This is a genomic window from Paraburkholderia sp. RL17-373-BIF-A (assembly GCF_046030175.1).
Lineage (GTDB): Bacteria > Pseudomonadota > Gammaproteobacteria > Burkholderiales > Burkholderiaceae > Paraburkholderia.
On the sequence record NZ_JARESO010000004.1, the window covers coordinates 219,558 to 237,203 of the forward strand.

16 protein-coding genes are annotated in these 17,646 nt (G+C 65.1%); 13 read left to right on the forward strand and 3 right to left on the reverse strand.

Going from position 1 to position 17,646, the window contains the following annotated elements:
- Window positions 1-6: 6 nt before the first annotated feature.
- From P0D80_RS06790 to P0D80_RS06800, 3 genes are all read right to left on the reverse strand, one after another.
- A complete protein-coding gene (locus P0D80_RS06790; protein ID WP_408282301.1) occupies window positions 7-387 on the reverse strand; it encodes a DUF1090 domain-containing protein in 381 nt (126 codons plus the stop codon).
- A gap of 320 nt (window positions 388-707) precedes the next feature.
- Window positions 708-1,157 carry an ester cyclase gene (locus P0D80_RS06795; protein ID WP_408282303.1) on the reverse strand — a complete coding sequence of 150 codons (450 nt, stop codon included), beginning with the start codon at window positions 1,155-1,157 and terminating at the stop codon, window positions 708-710.
- Window positions 1,158-1,167: 10 nt separating this feature from the next.
- Window positions 1,168-1,425, reverse strand: a complete 258-nt coding sequence (locus P0D80_RS06800; RefSeq protein WP_408282305.1) for a hypothetical protein — start codon at window positions 1,423-1,425, stop codon at window positions 1,168-1,170.
- Window positions 1,426-1,597: 172 nt separating this feature from the next.
- On the opposite strand from P0D80_RS06800, the gene P0D80_RS06805 reads away from it, so the two are divergent.
- The 13 genes from P0D80_RS06805 (at window position 1,598) to tssK (ending at window position 17,595) form a co-directional block, all read left to right on the forward strand.
- Window positions 1,598-2,353 (forward strand): superoxide dismutase, encoded by a 756-nt coding sequence (locus P0D80_RS06805; RefSeq protein WP_408176710.1) that lies wholly within the window; start codon window positions 1,598-1,600, stop codon window positions 2,351-2,353.
- Between the two features lie 51 nt (window positions 2,354-2,404).
- Entirely contained in the window at window positions 2,405-2,908 is a 504-nt protein-coding gene (locus P0D80_RS06810) for a DUF3455 domain-containing protein (protein WP_408282308.1), read from the forward strand.
- Window positions 2,909-3,067: 159 nt separating this feature from the next.
- Window positions 3,068-4,108 (forward strand): type VI secretion system protein TssA, encoded by a 1,041-nt coding sequence (tssA, locus tag P0D80_RS06815; protein WP_408282311.1) that lies wholly within the window; start codon window positions 3,068-3,070, stop codon window positions 4,106-4,108.
- A gap of 47 nt (window positions 4,109-4,155) precedes the next feature.
- On the forward strand, window positions 4,156-4,677 hold the full coding sequence (gene tssB, locus P0D80_RS06820) for a type VI secretion system contractile sheath small subunit (protein ID WP_408176714.1): 522 nt from the start codon (window positions 4,156-4,158) through the stop codon (window positions 4,675-4,677).
- A 10-nt stretch (window positions 4,678-4,687) separates the two neighbouring features.
- On the forward strand, window positions 4,688-6,205 hold the full coding sequence (gene tssC, locus P0D80_RS06825) for a type VI secretion system contractile sheath large subunit (protein WP_132374463.1): 1,518 nt from the start codon (window positions 4,688-4,690) through the stop codon (window positions 6,203-6,205).
- A 53-nt stretch (window positions 6,206-6,258) separates the two neighbouring features.
- Window positions 6,259-6,750: an Hcp family type VI secretion system effector gene (locus P0D80_RS06830; RefSeq protein ID WP_132374464.1), complete on the forward strand. Its 492-nt coding sequence runs from the start codon at window positions 6,259-6,261 to the stop codon at window positions 6,748-6,750.
- A gap of 6 nt (window positions 6,751-6,756) precedes the next feature.
- The gene (gene tssE, locus P0D80_RS06835) at window positions 6,757-7,263 is read left to right on the forward strand and encodes a type VI secretion system baseplate subunit TssE (protein WP_408176715.1); all 507 of its coding nucleotides are present in this window, start codon (window positions 6,757-6,759) and stop codon (window positions 7,261-7,263) included.
- A 49-nt stretch (window positions 7,264-7,312) separates the two neighbouring features.
- The gene (gene tssF, locus P0D80_RS06840; RefSeq protein WP_408282317.1) at window positions 7,313-9,166 is read left to right on the forward strand and encodes a type VI secretion system baseplate subunit TssF; all 1,854 of its coding nucleotides are present in this window, start codon (window positions 7,313-7,315) and stop codon (window positions 9,164-9,166) included.
- Window positions 9,151-10,179: a type VI secretion system baseplate subunit TssG gene (gene tssG / locus P0D80_RS06845; RefSeq protein ID WP_408282320.1), complete on the forward strand. Its 1,029-nt coding sequence runs from the start codon at window positions 9,151-9,153 to the stop codon at window positions 10,177-10,179. The genes tssF and tssG overlap by 16 nt, the downstream gene beginning before the upstream one ends.
- Window positions 10,180-10,183: 4 nt before the next feature.
- Window positions 10,184-12,787, forward strand: a complete 2,604-nt coding sequence (tssH, locus tag P0D80_RS06850) for a type VI secretion system ATPase TssH (protein ID WP_408282323.1) — start codon at window positions 10,184-10,186, stop codon at window positions 12,785-12,787.
- Window positions 12,774-14,750 carry a type VI secretion system Vgr family protein gene (locus P0D80_RS06855; protein ID WP_408282327.1) on the forward strand — a complete coding sequence of 659 codons (1,977 nt, stop codon included), beginning with the start codon at window positions 12,774-12,776 and terminating at the stop codon, window positions 14,748-14,750. The genes tssH and P0D80_RS06855 overlap by 14 nt, the downstream gene beginning before the upstream one ends.
- Window positions 14,751-14,759: 9 nt before the next feature.
- Window positions 14,760-16,256: a type VI secretion system-associated FHA domain protein TagH gene (gene tagH / locus P0D80_RS06860; protein ID WP_408282330.1), complete on the forward strand. Its 1,497-nt coding sequence runs from the start codon at window positions 14,760-14,762 to the stop codon at window positions 16,254-16,256.
- A 4-nt stretch (window positions 16,257-16,260) separates the two neighbouring features.
- Window positions 16,261-17,595: a type VI secretion system baseplate subunit TssK gene (gene tssK / locus P0D80_RS06865; protein WP_408282332.1), complete on the forward strand. Its 1,335-nt coding sequence runs from the start codon at window positions 16,261-16,263 to the stop codon at window positions 17,593-17,595.
- The last annotated feature ends 51 nt before the right edge of the window (window positions 17,596-17,646 follow it).

The following is a 17,646-nucleotide window of genomic DNA, read 5'->3' on the forward strand; positions in this document are numbered from 1 at the left end:
GTCGGCTTACTGCGACGCTTCCAGCTGCACCCGTTCAAGCTCCGCATGCGCCTCATCGACCTTGCGTTGCCGCTCGGCGATTTTCTTCGCGCTCTTGCCGTTGGCCTTCGCTTCCTGCAGGTCGTGCTCGCGTTCAGCCAGTTTCTTTTGCGACGCGGCCACCTTGCGTTGCGCCTCGCTGCGCAGCACGGCATCCGTGCAGTTCGCATTCATTTGGGCGAGGGCGGTTTCCAGACCATCGACGCGCTTCGCATTGCCGTGCGTTTGCGCGTAGGCGATTTCTTTTTCGATCGAACTGCGCTTCGCATCGCAGCCGTTTGCTTGAGCAGAACAGACCATCGGATAGACAACCATGCCGAGCAGGAATACCTTGACCGCCGTTTTCATGAGAGACCTCACAATCGTGGTTTGTTGTTCTTCCATCGTGCGTTTTGCAGCGATGCTGGAGCCGACGTTTCAGCCTGAGCAGTGACTTTTCGGCCGACCAGTTTATCCTTCTTGCACGGCTCATGGGTTTGCTTGTTGCCGGTGGCAGACTTTAGCTGGTTGATCGGACTTTGATTGCATTATGGCGCAGTCAATCGAAGCAAAGGTCAACGTCGTCGCGTTGAATGACTGCGCCGCAAACTCAAGGTTGACATTCACGGTCGACGCCCGTTATCGGCACACGGCGACGTCGAGAGATACCGGCAGCGCCGCGTCTTCGATCACACTGGCTTGATGAGTCCGAGTTGCTGCAGGGCGGTGACGCCATCGTCCAGGCCGATTTCTTCGACGATCATGCCGTCCTTGAGCCGCAACACGGTCGTGCCGGTGAAGCGCATGGTCCGGCCGGTCGCCGCAGGCAACGAGCCGACGAGGAAATCGCGGAATGCCGGACCGGTATGCGTGCCGCCACCCTCCCAACGGCCCACGACATAGTCCCCTTCGGCAATGAGATCGGCCGCGCCCCAGAAGTTGAGGTCCGGGAACGCTTCGCGGAACCCGGTCATGAAGGCCTTGATGTCTTCGCGGCCACGGCGCGGCTCGTGCAGCGAGTATTGAAGAAGCATGTCAGGAGCGGCGAGTTCGTCGACGATGCCGAGGTTGCAGGTCTTGCCCCAGAAATCGGTAAACCAGCGGCCTACGACGGCCTTGTTGTCATCTTCTTTGGACATGGTGAATTCCTCATTGACTGTGGTTGAACGAGGAAAACGCAATCGCTTCCCTCTGCCTGAACAATATGGGCGCAAGCAGTCGGCCGCCTTCCGTTTCTTGCTGCAATACTCGCGTTGCGCGCAATTCCAGTTGAGCATTGGACAGGGGATAACGGATGCGCCCATCCATCGACACGCGTGCCGGCCGCAGTCGAAACGGGCGCCCTCCGACCGTCGTAATTTTTTCGTAGGGAATCGACCATTTTTCAATGGTCATTCTCGCTTTCATCGCATCTCCGGCTGGCGGTTTCTTCACGTGCAAGGAATAGTCAGGTAACGACTGTTATCCCGCCGGCAGCCGCGCGCGGAGATTTCAAAGCGGCGTGGAATAGATCGCAATGACGAGGTGTTGTGTCAGCAGACCGGGTGAACTGGTCGCCCACACAACAACAGGCTCAAACATGCTCAACTCCTTCATTTCCCGGCGGCGTCTGATGGCGGCGGGGTCCATGGCCTCATTCGGCGTGCTGTTCTCGAAGCTTGCGTCCGGCGCGACCACTCCCGACGCCGAGCCCGCCGCAAGCATGGCGACGAGTGTCGTTCCGGCATTTCTCGGCTCGTCGCCGCAAACGCTGCCGGCCCTGCCATGGGCCGACAATGCGCTCGAACCGACCATTTCGGCGCGCACCATCGGCATTCATCACGGCAAGCACCACCGGGCGTATTTCGACAATCTGCACAAGCTCCTTGCCGGCACGCCGCTCGAACAGGCATCGCTCGAGCAGGTCATCATGCAGTCGCATGACCAGCCCGCGCTCGCCGACGTCTTCAACAACGCCGCGCAAGCATGGAACCACAACTTCTACTGGAACTCGCTGAGCCCGGCGCCGAGCGCGCCGAGCGCGAAGCTTCAGGCGGCGATCGTGCGCAAGTTCGGTTCCGTCGATGCGCTCGGCAAGACGCTCGTTGCGACTTCGGCCTCGCAGTTCGGCAGTGGCTGGGGATGGCTCGTGCTCGATCGCGGAGAACTCGCGGTCGTCAAGACGAGCAACGCGGAGACGCCGTTCACGCGCGGACTCGTGCCGCTGCTCACCGTCGATGTATGGGAGCACGCGTACTACCTGGACTACCAGAACCGCCGGCCGGACTATCTCGTTGCAACGGTCTCGCGCCACCTGAACTGGGCGTTCGCCTCGGCCAATCTCGACCGCGTCTGACGAGGGGCGGTTGCAGGCTTTCATCATATCGGGTCAACAAGGAGCATCGCCATGATTCGCTTGTCACGCAGAACGCGCCATTCGATCAGCGCCGTATGGTTGTTGGCGGTAGTCGGCACGTCAGCCGGCGCCGCGCCGATCGACCCACCCGATGCGCGAGCGCTCCTGAGCGCGACCGCATCCGGCGTGCAGATTTACTCGTGTGAATACGATGCGAAGCACACGCTCGGCTGGGTGTTCCGCAGTCCGCGCGCCACGTTGTTTGACTCCAGCGGGGCCGCGGTGATCGAGCATTCGGCGGGACCGTCCTGGGAAGCCCGCGACGGCAGCCGGATCGTGGGCCATGTTCTCGCGCAGATGCCGAGCGACACGCCGAATGGCGTGCCGCAGCTCCTGCTGGAAACACGTTCGACGGGCGCGAAGGGCATGTTGAGCGAGGTGCGCTACGTGCAACGCACGATGACCGCAGGCGGCGCGGCGCCAACAGCGCCTTGCACCGTCGAACACGCGGCGGGCAACTCGCCGTACATCGCCACTTATACTTTTTTCAAGTAGCAAGCGGCGGAAGACGTTGGCCCCTCGCGCATGGTGACCGGTCAAATTAATTCGGATTACTACAGTTTAAAAGTCGATGGAATAGAGGGGCCGTTCGCGTGTTTTCTGAAGCAAGAGGCAAATGAACGGACCGCCTGGGTTCAACGCACAACGCAGACCATGAAAACTGAATTCATCGCTCATCAGGATTGGACGGAATGGCTGGACAGGCTGTCGGATGAAGCGCCGTGCGGCCCTGATCTCGAATACGACCCGCGATTCCGCGAACTCGAGGAAGCCGTCGGCGGACGTCCTGAAGCGGAATATGGCGCCACGCTCGTCGCCGCCGTACCGCCCGACTGGGTGGCGGCGGACGCCTTGTGCGTCGAGTTGATGGCGCGCACGCGAGACCTGCGCGTGGTCGCGTGGCTTGCGCGAGCGCGGCTTGCTCACGAGGGTATTGCCGGGCTCGCGGATGGCCTCACGCTTGCCGCGGCGCTTCTCGATCGCAACTGGGATCACGTCCATCCGCAACTCGACGCGAGCGACGGCAACGATCCCACCGTGCGGATCAACGCACTCGCCGCATTCGTGGATGCAGCCGGTCTGCTCGCCGAGCTCATGGATTGCCGGCTCGTGCCGCATGACGTGCCTGTCACCTTGCGCGAGTGGTCGTATGCGAATGGCGAGACCGTTGCCCCCGACGGCCGTGGGGTCATGAGCCTTGCGGAGATCGAAGCCGCCACGGCCTCGTCGCCGGAAGCGGCGCTGCGCGCGAAGACCGCATCCGACATGGCGCTCGCCAACGCCGAGGCGCTCGAACGCGTGTTGACGGAGCGCGTGGGCGTGACGCAGGCGCTCGAACTGCACGCGCTCAAGACCTTGCTTCGCCGGGCGGGAGCACTGCTGGGCGGATGCCTGAAGGAGCAGGGCATTGCGGCGGAGCCAGCCGCGCCGGCGGACGATCGCGCAACCGAAACGAGGTCCGCGGCGGTCGGTGACGTTATCTCGAGCCGCGCCGACGTCGCGGCGACGCTGGATCGCCTGTGCACGTATTACGCCAGGCACGAGCCCGCGAGCCCGGTGCCGCTCCTGCTCGCACGTGCGCGCGGCCTGATCGACAAGTCGTTCGTCGATCTGCTCAAGGAACTCGCGCCGGAAGGGCTCGCGCAATTGACTCAGGTGATTGGAACGGCGGCCGCCGATTTGCCGGCCACCTGATTCGAATCGCGTCGCATCACATTGTTTTCACTGAGGAGGATCACAGGATGGCCAAGGAAAGCAGTCAGAAGTTCATTGCGCGCAATCGTGCGCCGCGCGTGCAGATCGAATACGACGTCGAAGTCTATGGCTCGGAGAAGAAGGTCAATCTGCCTTTCGTGATGGGCGTGCTGTCGGACCTGTCGGGTCAGACGCAAGAGCCGCTGCCGCCGGTTACCGAGCGCAAGTTCGTCGAGATCGATATCGATAACTTCGACGAGCGACTGCGCTCGATGAAGCCGCGCGTCGCGATGCACGTCGACAACACGCTGACGGGCGAAGGAAAGATCGGCGTGGACATGACCTTCGAGAGCATGGACGACTTCTCGCCGGCTGCGATCGCCCGCAAGGTCGAGCCGCTCGCGAAGCTGCTCGAGGCGCGCAGCCAGCTGCAGAACCTGCTCACCTACATGGATGGCAAGACCGACGCCGAAAAACTCGTCGGCCAGTTGCTCGAAGACCCGGCGCTGTTGAGCGCGCTCGCCGCCGCGCCCAAGCCGCAAACGAGCCAAACCGACGATTCGGAATAAAGGAGCCACCATGGCAGATACCAACCTGGAGCAATCCACGAGCACGCAGCAGCCGGCCGAGCAGCAGGTCGACGACACCAGTTCATCCGGCGAGTTTCAGAAGCTGCTGCAAAAGGCGTTTCGCCCGCGCACCGACAAGGCCCGCGAGGCCGTCGAGAACGCGGTGCGCACGCTGGCGGAACAGGCATTGCTCGACACCCAGCGCGTGTCGGACGATGCGCTTGCGAGCATCGAATCGTTGATTGCGAAAATCGATGAAAAGCTCAGCGCGCAGATCAACGTGATCCTGCACACCGATCAATTCCAGAAGCTGGAGAGCGCATGGCGCGGTCTGCACTATCTGGTCACGAATACGGAAAGCGACGAAAGCCTGAAGCTGCGGGTAATGAACATCTCGAAGTCCGATCTGCATCGCTCGTTGCGCAAATACAAAGGCGTCGCGTGGGATCAGAGCCCGCTCTTCAAGAAGCTCTACGAAGAGGAGTACGGCCAGTTCGGCGGCGAGCCATACGGCGCGCTGGTGGCGGACTACTACTTCGACAATAGCAGCCCCGATGTCGATTTTCTGACCCAGATGGGCAAGATTTCCGCGGCGGCGCATGCACCGTTCATCGCGGGCGCTGACCCTGCGGTGATGCTGATGGATTCCTGGCAGGAGCTGGCGAATCCGCGCGATCTGACGAAGATATTCCAGACGCCCGAGCACGCCGCATGGCGCTCGCTGCGCGACTCCGAAGATTCGCGCTATATCGGCCTCGCCATGCCGCGCTTTCTTGCGCGCCTGCCGTATGGGGCCAAGACGAGCCCGGTCGAGGAATTCGACTTCGAGGAAGACACCGCCGGCACCGATGCGTCCCGGTACGCGTGGTCGAACGCCGCGTATGCAATGGCGGTCAACATCAATCGCTCTTTCAAGACCTATGGCTGGTGCTCGCGCATTCGCGGCATCGAGTCGGGCGGCGCGGTGGAGAACTTGCCGGTGCATGCGTTCCCCACCGATGACGGCGGCGTCGACATGAAATGCCCGACCGAAATAGCGATCAGCGACCGGCGCGAAGCGGAGTTGGCGAAGAACGGCTTCATGCCGCTGGTTCACAAGAAGAACTCGGATTTTGCGGCCTTTATCGGCGCGCAGTCGCTGAACAAACCGATCGAATATGAAGATCCGGATGCGACCGCCAACGCGAATCTGGCCGCGCGGCTGCCTTACCTGTTCGCATGCAGCCGTTTCGCGCATTACCTCAAGTGCATCGCGCGCGACAAGGTCGGCAGCTTCAAGGAAAAGGACGATATGCAGCGCTGGCTGCAGGACTGGATTCTTCAGTACGTCGATGGCGACCCCGCGAACTCGTCCGAAGAGACCAAGGCCCGTCGTCCGCTCGCGGCGGCGGAAGTCGTGGTCGAGGAAGTCGAGGGCAATCCGGGTTATTACACGTCGAAATTCTTTCTGCGTCCGCACTATCAGCTCGAAGGGCTGACCGTGTCGCTGCGGCTCGTCTCGAAGCTGCCGTCGGCCAAGGCCGCGTGACGCACACGAGCACACGATTCTTTTCACCGCAGTCATCTACATAGGGATACACCATGGCAGTCGATATTTTTCTGGATCTGGGCACCGTCAAGGGCGAATCGCTCGATTCCACGCATAAGGACGAAATCGATGTGCTCTCGTGGAGCTGGGGTCTCTCCCAGTCCGGCACGATGCACCTCGGCACGGGCGGCGGAGGCGGCAAGGTGGCGGTCCACGATCTGTCGGTCACCAAGTACACCGACCGGGCCACGCCGTCGATCATCACGGCCTGTTCGACCGGCAAGCATTTCCCCACCGGCAAGCTCACCGTGCGCAAGGCCGGCGGCACGAAGCCGCTCGAGTACTACACGATCGAAATGGAGAAGGTGCTGGTGACGAACTACTCGACCGGCGGCTCGGATGGCGAGGACCGCTTCACCGAAACCGTGACGCTCAACTTCGAGAAGTTCCACGTGACCTATCAGCAGCAGGACCCGACCTCGGGCTCGGCGCTCGGCGGGGTCGTCGAGAGCAAGTGGAACATCCCGGCGAACGCGACGGCGTAAGCGGCTATGCGCCTGAAAAACGCCGAACGTGTGCAGCCTTCGCTGCTGGAGAGGCTGACCGATCACGAGCCCGATGCGACGCGCGAAGTGCGTGAGCATCGGTCGAGTTCGGCGCGCTCGCTGCGCCGCAGCGTCATGCGCGACCTCGGTTGGCTGCTCAATGCGCAGGGTATCGCGTCGTCGCAGGACGTCGCCCGCTATCCGGGCGTCGCGGAGTCGGTGCTGAATTTCGGCTTTTCCGACCTCGCGGGCAAGAGCGCGTCGAATGTCGATGTCGCGCGGATCGAACGCCTGATGGCCGATGCGATCCGCGCATTCGAGCCACGCATTCTGCCGGGCACGCTGCGCGTTCGCGCGATCCAGACGGGCGAAACGAGTGGCCAGCACAACGCGATTGCGTTCATCGTCGAAGGCGATCTTCACGCGCATCCCGTGCCGGAGCGCCTCTATCTGCGCACGGAACTCGACCTCGAAGCGGGCAAGGTCGACGTCTCGGAAGGGACGCGCGCGTGACCCCGCCGGCGCGTCGTTGCATCGAAGCCATACCAGGAAATCCCACGCCATGAACCCGGACCTGATTCAGTACTACAGCGAGGAGCTTCAGCACGTCCGCGAGATGGGCGGCGAGTTCGCGAAGGCGTTTCCGAAGATCGCGAGCCGGCTCGGGCTGGAAGGCTTCGAGTGCGCCGATCCCTACGTGGAGCGGCTGCTGGAAGGCTTCGGCTTTCTCGCCGCGCGCGTGCAGATGAAGATCGCCGCCGAGTTCCCGCGTTTCACGGAGCATCTGGCCGAGCTGGTCTACCCGCATTACCTCGCGCCCACGCCGGCAATGACGATCGTCGAAATGCAGCCCGACATGACGCATCCCGCGCTTGCCGACGGCGTGGTGATTCCGCGCGGCACGGCGCTGTTCGGCAGGCTCGACGGCGAGCGCTCCACGCGTTGCGAATTCCGCACCGCGCACGCGCTCACGCTGTCTCCAATCCAACTCGTCGAGGCGCGTCTCTTTACGCACAGCGGCACGCTGCCCGGTGTCGACGCAAGGCTGCCGCAGGGCGTGAAGGCCGGCCTGCGCCTCAAGCTGCGCGCGCTGAACAAGCTGAAATTCAGCGACCTTGCATTCGATCATCTGCCGATCCATCTGCGCGGCGGCGACGGTCTGGCCGCGCGGCTATATGAATTGCTGCTGGGCTCGGCGCTCGGCGTGGCGCTGCCCGATGCGGTATTGCCGCCCTCGGCCCTGCGCCCCCTCGGATTCTCCGACGACGAAGCCTTGTTGCCCGTGAGCGAGCAGTCGTTTCCCGGCTATCGCTTGCTGCAGGAGTATTTTGCGTTCGCGCAACGCTTCATGTTCATCGGCATCGACGGCTTGCGCCTGCATTTCCAGCGCTGCGAGCGTGATGAAATCGAGTTGATCGTGCTGCTGTCGAAGATCGACCCGGCGCTCGAACAGATCGTCGACGAGGCCAATTTCGCGCTGCATTGCACGCCCGCGATCAATCTGTTCGCGCGTCGCACCGATCGCATTCCGGTCACGGGTGAACAATTCGAGCACCACGTCGTGGTGGATCGCACGCGCCCGCGGGACTTCGAGGTGTACCGGGTGGAAAGCGTCACCGGCTATCGGTCGGGCGGCGGCGGGCCGATCGAGTTTCAGCCGTTCTATCGTGCACGCGATCTGGGAAGCGACGAGCCGGGACACGCCTTCTATCAGGTACGGCGCGAAAAGCGGCTGCTTCCCGCGCAGCGGGACGAGCGTGGCGCCCGCTCGTCCTATACCGGCAGCGAAACCTGGCTCGCGCTGGTCGATACGCGCGGGGCGCCGTATCCGGCGGACCTTCAGCAACTGGGTTTGAGCGTGCTGTGCACGAATCGCGACCTGACGCTGAGCATGCCGCGCGGGCAGGGCGAGACGGACTTCACGCTCGAACTCGAGGCGCCCGTGTCGAGCGTGCGATGCATCGGCGGTCCCAGCCGTCCGCTGCCGTCGTATGCGGAAGGGCCGGTTGCCTGGCGTCTGCTGAGCCATCTGTCGCTCAACTATGCGTCGCTCGTGGACGATGCCGACGGCAGCGGCGCGCGCGCCATGCGCGATCTCCTCGGGCTGTACGCGCCCACCGGCGACAGCGCCGCGGCGCGGCAGATCGACGGCTTGCGCTCCATCCGTTCGGCGCCGGTCACGCGGCGCTTGCCTTCGCGAGGGCCGATCGTGTTCGGCCGCGGCCTCGCGATCGAGGTGCTGCTCGACGAAAGCGGCTTTGAAGGCGCGGGCGCATTCCTGTTCGGCGCGGTGCTCGCGCAGTTTTTCACGCAGTACGTGTCGATGAACTCGTTCACCGAAACGATCGTGTCCAGTGTGACGCGCGGTGAACTCATGCGCTGGGCGCCAGGGAGCGGGCAATGCCGGACGCTCTGACCTTGCTCGATCGTTTCTCAGCCGATGCGAACCGCTTCGACTTCTTTCAGGCGGTACGTCTCGTCGAATGTGCGTATCCGGGCTTGCCGCGCGTCGGTTCGTCGCTGCGTCCGCGCGAAGATGCCGTGCGCTTCGGACAGGAGCCCGAACTGATATTCTTCCCGACTACGCTGCGCCATTTCGCGACCGCGGGCGAGGCTGCGCCGAAACTCGTCGTGAATTTCCTGGGCTTGCTTGGACCGAATGGCCCGATGCCGACGCACCTGACCGAATACGTGCGTGACCGTGCGCGCAATGCCGGCGATCCTACGTTCGCGCGCTTTCTCGACGTGTTTCATCATCGGATGGCGTCGTTGTTCTATCGCGCGTGGGCGGTGGCGCAGCCGGTCGTGAGCCTCGATCGCGACAACGGCGACCGTTTTTCCGCTTATGTGGGCACGACCTTCGGTCTCGGCGAGCCCGCGCTGCGCAAGCGCGACAGCGTGCCCGATTTCGCCAAGCTGCACTTCGCGGGACTGCTTGCCGGCGGCACGCGGCACGCCGCGGGTTTGCGGCTCGTCCTGGCGCGTTTCTTCGGTCTGCCGGTCGACGTGCTCGAAAACGTCGGCCACTGGATGAATTTGCCCGCGCATTCGATGAGCCGTCTGGGCACGCGCGACGAAAGCGCACGACTGGGTGTCGGCACGATGCTCGGCGCGCGCATCTTCGACCGGCAACACAAGTTTCGCGTGGTGCTCGGGCCGCTCTCCATGCGCGACTATCAGCGCTTCCTTCCGGGTGGCGCGAGCCTCGTGCGCCTGACCGACTGGTTGCGTCTCTACGTGCGCGATCCGCTCGACTGGGACGTCAATCTCCAGTTGCGTCAATCCGAAGTGCCGCGCCTCGCGCTCGGCCGCCGTCAGCGTCTGGGCTACACCACCTGGCTGCATGCTCGCGCGGCGACCGCCGACGCAAGGCAGCTGATGCTCAAACCACCCACCTCACACTCCACTTCACATCGCGCAAAGGACTAGTTCAATGGCAGACATCAGCCGCGCCGTCATGTTCGGCAAACTCGACACGCTCAGCTTTCGCGCGATGGAAAGCGCGACCACGTTCTGCCGGCTGCGCGGCAATCCGTATGTGGAGTTCGTGCATTGGCTGCATCAGTTGTTGCAGTTGCCGGATTCGGACCTGCATCGCGTGATCCGGCATTTCGACGTCGAGACCGCCGTGCTCGCGCGCGATTTGACCGATGCGCTCGATCGTCTGCCGCGCGGCTCGACGTCGATCACGGATATCTCGTCGCAGATGGAGGAGGCCGTCGAGCGCGGCTGGGTCTACGGCTCGCTGCTGTTCGATGCGCAAAAGGTCCGCAGCGCGCATGTGCTGATCGGGGCCTTGCAGACGCCCGCATTGCGTAATGCGCTGCGCGGCATCTCGCGCGAATTCGATCGTGTGAAGGTCGACGAACTCGCCGACGATTTCGCCAGCGTGCTCGACGGTTCGCCCGAAGCGGCACTGGAGGAGCCCGCCGTGACGCGCACGTTGGACACGCCACCCGGCACGCAGGACGCCTTGCGGCGCTTCACACTCGACCTGACGGAACAGGCGCGCGCGGGCAAGCTCGATCCGATCGTCGGCCGCGACGACGAGATTCGTCAGGTGATCGACATTCTCATGCGCCGCCGGCAGAACAATCCGCTGCTGGCGGGCGAGGCCGGTGTGGGCAAGACGGCGGTGGTGGAAGGTCTCGCGCATCGCATCGTGGCGGGCGACGTGCCGCCCGCGCTGCGCGACGTGACGCTGCGCACGCTCGATGTCGCGCTGCTCCAGGCCGGCGCGGGCATGAAGGGCGAGTTCGAGGCGCGCTTGCGCCAGGTGCTGGAGGAAGTGCAATCGGCCGAGCGAGCGGTGATTCTCTTCATCGACGAAGCCCACACGTTGATCGGCGCGGGCGGCGCGGCCGGCACGGGCGACGCCGCGAACCTGCTGAAGCCGGCGCTCGCGCGCGGCAGCGTGCGCACGATCGCGGCGACGACATGGTCGGAGTATCGGCGGCACATCGAAAAGGATCCGGCGCTCACGCGGCGCTTCCAGGTCGTGCAGGTCCGCGAGCCCGACGAGGCGCGCGCGGTCACGATGATGCGCGGCATCGCGCTTGCGCTGGAGGCGCATCACGGCGTGCAGATTCTCGACGAGGCCGTCGAGGCGGCCGTGCGGCTTTCGCATCGGTATCTTCCGGCGCGGCAGTTGCCCGACAAGTCCGTGAGCCTGCTCGATACAGCATGCGCCCGCGTCGCGGTCAGCCAGCACGCCACGCCGCCGGAAGTGGACGACGCCCGCAAGCGCATCGACGCGCTGAACACGGAACTCGAAGTGATCGCGCGCGAAAGTGCGATTGGTATCGACACGACGGCGCGTCATGAGGCGGCATCGGCTGCGTTGCAGCGCGAAACGGAGCGCCTCGCCGAACTTGACGCGCGCTGGCGCATCGAGCGCGAGATGGTGAAGGACATTCTCGCGCGCCGCGCCCAGCTTCGCGATGGCGCGCCCGAGGCCGATCTCGCCGCGCTGCGGGAGCAGCAGGCGCGCCTCGCGCAGCATCAAGGCGACGCGCCGCTGATTCTGCCGGGCGTCGATCGTCACGCGGTCGCGGCGGTCGTGCAGGACTGGACGGGCGTGCCCGTGCTGAACATGCTGAAGAACGAAATAGGCAACGTGTTGCGGCTGAACGAACTGCTCGACGGCCGCATCATCGGCCAGCAGCATGCGACGCAGATGATCGCCCGGCGCGTGCAGACCTCCCGCGCGGGGTTGGACAATCCGGACAAGCCCGTGGGCGTATTCCTGCTCGCCGGCACGTCCGGCGTCGGCAAGACCGAGACCGCGCTGGCGCTGGCCGAGGTGTTGTACGGCGGCGAGCAGAATCTGATCACGATCAACATGAGCGAGTACCAGGAGGCGCACACGGTCTCGCTGTTGAAGGGCGCGCCGCCCGGCTATGTCGGTTTCGGCGAGGGCGGCGTGCTCACCGAAGCCGTGCGCCGCCGCCCGCATAGCGTCGTGTTGCTCGATGAAGTCGAGAAGGCGCATCCCGACGTCCACGAACTGTTCTTTCAGGTCTTCGACAAAGGCCGGATGGAGGACAGCGAAGGCCGTTCCATCGACTTTCGCAACACGCTGATCCTGTTGACCACGAATGCGGGCACCGACTGCATTGCCGAACTGTGCCGTGATCCGAACGATTGGCCGCCGCTGGACGTCATCGAACAGGAACTGCACGCGCAATTGCTGCGCACGTTCCCGCCCGCGTTGCTCGGGCGCATGGTGACGATCCCGTATTACCCGCTCTCCGACGACATGCTGCGCGCGATCATCCGCCTGCAACTCGGGCGCGTGGCCGACCGCGTAACGCGCACGCACCACGTGCCGTTCACCTACGACGAAGCGGTCGTCGCCCAGATTGCGCTGCGGTGCACGCGCCTCGAAAGCGGCGGCCGCATGATCGACGCGATTCTCACCAACAGTGTGCTGCCGCGCATCAGCACAGAGTTCCTGACACGCGTGATGGACGGCCGCACGCTCGCGCGCGTGCACGTCGGCGTCGAGCAAGAGGAGTTCACCTATGCCTTCGACTAGCACGCGCCACGTGCGCATGCAGTGCGCGCCGCTCGGCGACGAGGCCATCTTCCTGCGGATGTCCGCGAGCGAAGCCCTGGGCCGCCTGAGCCGTTTCGAGCTGGTGTTCCTGAGCACGCGCAACGATATCGACCCCGGCACGGTGCTGGGCGAGAACCTGTCCGTCACGCTCGACTATCCGGCCGGCGGCGAGCGCCAGTTCAACGGCATCGTGACGACGCTGCGTCTGATCGCGCCAGGCGACACCACCCGCAACCGCATGGCGCGCTACGACGCCGTCGTGCACCCGCGGCTCTGGCTGCTCACGCAGGCGTCGCACCGGCGGTTCTTCTATCAGCGCACGGTCCCGCAGATCGTCACGCAGGTGCTGGAGTCGTTCGACATCGACTTTCGCAATGCCTGCACGGCGAGCTATCCGGCGCTCGAGCATTGCGTGCAGCACCGGGAGACCGATTTCGATTTCGTCAGCCGGCTTCTGGAGCGCGAAGGCATCCACTATTTCTTCGAGCATGCGGGCGGCAAGCACACACTCGTACTCACGGATTCGAGCGCCGAGCATCGGCCGATCGCGCACTACGAGTCGATTCCGTTTCAGGCCTGGGATACGCCCGAGCAGGATGAAGAATGCGTGTACCGCTGGATGTCGGGCGCGACGCTGCAGACCGGCCGCTACGAAGTGAACGACTACGACTTCGAGAAGGCCTCGGTCAGCAACAGCGAAGGGATGGTCGCGCGCGCAACGCGCAGCGCGCCCTTCGATCCGCCGCGCTATCTGATGCAGGAGCACCTGACGGGGCACGTCAAGGCGGGCGACGGAGAACGGCTTGCCCGCGTCAACGTCGAGATTCATCAGGCGCAGAACGATGCCATCGAAGGGCGCTCCACGTCGCGCGGCATGGCGGCGGGCGGACTGTTCCGGCTGCGGGATCATCCGGGCGGCGCGCAGAACCGGCAGTACCTCGTGATCGAGAATCGCGCGGAAATCGTCTCCGACGCGTATGTGTCGACAAGCGATTCCACGCTGCCCATTTTCGATTGCAGCTTCCGCGCGATTCGCAGCGACAACACGTTCCGCACGGCGAAGACCACGACGGTTCCGCGCGTGGGCGGCCCGCAGACGGCTGTCGTGATCGGTCCGCCGGGCGAGGAGATTCTCACCGACCAGTACGGCCGTGTGAAGGTGCAGTTTCACTGGGAGCAGCTCACGCAGCCGGACGGCGCGAACCGGCTCGACCGGTGCTGGGTGCGCGTCGCGCAAAGCTGGGCGAACCGGCGCTGGGGCGCGATGTTCCTGCCGCGCGTCGGGCAGGAGGTGCTGGTCGAGTTTATCGAGGGCGATCCGGACCGGCCGGTCATCACGGGCGCGGTTTACAACTCGACGAACATGCCGCCCTACGAGTTGCCGGCCGGGAGCGCGGTATCGACGATGAAGAGCCAGTCCACCAAGGGCGGCAATGGCTACAACGAGGTGCGCTTCGACGACCGCAAGGGCGACGAACAGTTGTTCTTCCACGCCGAGCGCGATCACGAGACCTGGGTCCGGCACGACGCGCTGATGAATGTATCCGGCGAGCGCCACGTGCGCATCGATGGCAACGAATTCCGCGAGACGCGCGGCACGCGCAACGACACGGTGCGCGGCAGCAGCAAGTCCAGCGTGCTCGGCAGCGTGTCGGCCGCGACCATGACCACGCACAACCAGTTCGTCGGCGAAGCCTATGCGCTCAACGCGGGCGTGGCGGTGCAGATCAAGGCGGGCGTGGCGGTCGAGATCGAGTCGAGCGCGACCATCGCGCTGCGAGCCGGGGCGTCGTACATCCTCATCGGTCCCGAAACGATCGAGATGTCGAGCTTCCCGATTCCGCTCGGCCCCGGCGTGCCCCCCGTGCCGTTGACGACACCGCCGCCGCCGCCCACGCCGCCGCGCGACGCTGACGACGGCACGCGCAAGGTCCGCAAATAGGAGAACCCAATGAGAATGACATTGACGGTGCAAAGCGGCGAAGGCGCGTCGCCACGCGCGATCGAGATCGAAGGCGAGGGCGCCACGATCGGCCGCGCGCCGGATTGCACGATGGTGCTGAGCGACGGGCAACGCGGCATCTCGCGCATCCAGGCGCGCATCGAGCGGCGTGAGAACGCGTATGTGCTCATCGATGCGGGCAGCAATCCGACGCTGCTCAACGATCGCGCGCTGGACGGCACGCACGAGGCGCCGCTGAAGGAGGGCGATTGCCTGAGGATCGGCGCGTACACGCTCGTTGTCTCGGCAACCGGCGACACAACCGGCGAAGCAGGCAGCGGCTTCGTGGTCGACCAGACCATCATGACGCAGTCGTGGCCCGACGCACTGCCGTCGTCGAGCGTGCAGGGCATGCCGGGTACGCCGGAGTTCGAAGCGCCGCCGCCCGCCCCCCTGATCCCCGACGACTGGAACGGGCCGCACGATGCGGCACCGGTTGATGGCGCGCACGCGCTGTTCCTGCCCGACCCGCTGGCCGCGACGCCGCTTCTGCGCGAGCCCGGCCACTTCCGCGGCGACGCCGATCAGGCGCTGATCGACGCGCTCAGTCCCGGCGATCCGCTGCGCGATATCGGCGCGCGTGCGGTGGCGAAGCCCGTGCCGTTGTCGCGCAGCTTCGAGCATGTGTCGCCGGAACAGGCTTTCTCGGTGATGCCCGCGGTGCCGGAGCCGCCTTCGCTGGCGCGAGATGACGATATGCCCGGCCTGCCTCTGCCGAATCCCGAATTCACGTCGATGCCAACGCGCTTGCCGGTTCATGAAGCGCGCGAGCGCCGCGAGCCGCATGTCAACCAGCACGCCAACCCGCACGCCAACCCGCACGCCAAACCGCACGCCGACCCGCGCGCCGATCACGCCTCGTTGCTCGATGCGCTGATCGAAGGACTCGGCATCGAGCCCGCCGCCGTGAGCCACGTCGAGGCCGCGGAGCTTGCGCGCCTCGCGGGCACGATGCTGCGCGAAGCGACGCAAGGCGCCATGACGGCCTTGCGCTCGCGCGCCATGACCAAGCGCGAGACACGCATGGCGATGACGATGATCGAAGAGCGCGACAACAACCCGCTCAAGTTCTTCCCCGATGCGGACCGGGCCCTCGCGCAAATGCTCGGCGCGCGCGGCAACGGCTATCTGCCGCCGCAGGAAGCCATGCGTGCGGCGTTCCGCGATATCCAGGCGCACGAGCTCGCGATGGTCGCGGGCATGCGCGCCGCGCTCGCTCACGCGATGGAGCGCATCGATCCGAGCGCCATCGAACGTTCGCTCGACGCGCCGAGCGGTCTCGACGCGCTCATCGGCAACCGCCGCGCGCGGCTTTGGCAACGCTTCGTCGAGACCTGGGAGCACGTGGCGCGCGACGCGGGCGACGACCTCCAGCGCAGCTTCGGCGAACCGTTCGGCCGTGCCTATCAGGCGCAGCTCGACGCACTGAAATCCTCAAAAAACTGACGCCATGTACTGGAACAACAAGGTTATCTGGTCGGAAGGCATGTTCCTTCAGCCGCAGCATCTGCAGCAGCACGACCGGCACATCGAGACGCAACTCGAAGGCCGCGCGGGCGGTCTGCGCGCGTATGGTTGGGGCTTCACGAAGCTGGAGCTCGACGAGGCGCTCCTGAAGCTCGGCAAGCTCGCGCTGCGCTCGGCTGCCGGCGTGTTGCCCGACGGCACGCCGTTCAACCTGCCTGCCGACGGCGATCTGCCGGTGCCGCTCGATATTCCGGAAGGCACCTCGAACCAGCTGGTCGTGCTGGCGTTGCCGGTGCGCCAGCCGGGCGCGCCGGAGTCCGGCGGCGCCGACAGCGCGGAGAATCTGGCCCGCTACGGCGCCGGCGATTTCGAGGTTCACGACAGCAACGACCCGGACGCGCTCGCCACGCTGTTGCAGATCGGCAAGCTGCGCCTGCGTCTCGCGCTCGAACCCGACGTGGCGCACGCGCACGCATATGCGGGCGTCGCGCGGGTGACCGAACGCCTGAGCGACTCGCGCATTCTCCTCGACGGCGACTATTGCCCGCCGTGCCTCGACTATCGCGTCGCGGACGGGCTCGGGCGCTTCGCGGCGGAACTGAGCGGGCTTTTGCAGCAACGCGGCGAAGCGCTCGCGGGCAGGCTTGCGCAGCCCGACGGCGCGGGCATGGCGGAGATTTCGGATTTTCTGCTGCTGCAGATCGTCAACCGCGCGCAACCGCTCGTCGCGCATTTCGGCGCGATGACCGGCTTGCATCCCGAAACGCTGTATCAGGCGTGCGTGGCGCTCGCCGGCGAGCTCGCGACCTTCAGCCAGCGCGAGCGGCGGCCGCCGCTGTTTCCGGCGTATCGTCACGAGCGCCTGAAGGAGACCTTCGCGCCGGTGATCGACGCGTTGCGGCTTGCGTTGAGCCGCGTGGCGGACCCCCAGGTCGTGTCGATCCCGCTCGAGGAGCGCAAATACGGTTTGCGGGTGGCACAGGTCGCGGATCGGTCGCTCTTCACGAGCGCGACGTTCGTGCTCGCCGTGCGCGCGCAAGTGCCCACCGAGACGCTGCTCTCGGCGTTCGGCAGCCAGGTGAAGATCGGCAGCATCGAGAAGATCCGCGATCTCGTCAACCTGCAGTTGCCCGGCATTGGCTTGCGCGCGCTGCCTGTAGCGCCGCGTCAGTTGCCGTTTCACGCGGGCTACACCTATTTCGAGCTCGACGACAAGAGCGATGCGTGGGCTTCGCTCGGCTCATCGGCCGGCATGGCGCTGCACGTGGCGGGGGAATTCCCCGGACTCGCAATGGAATGCTGGGCCATCCGCCGCTGACCATGCCGACGACGCCACGCCCATGACGCCACGCCAATCGAAGGCGCCGAA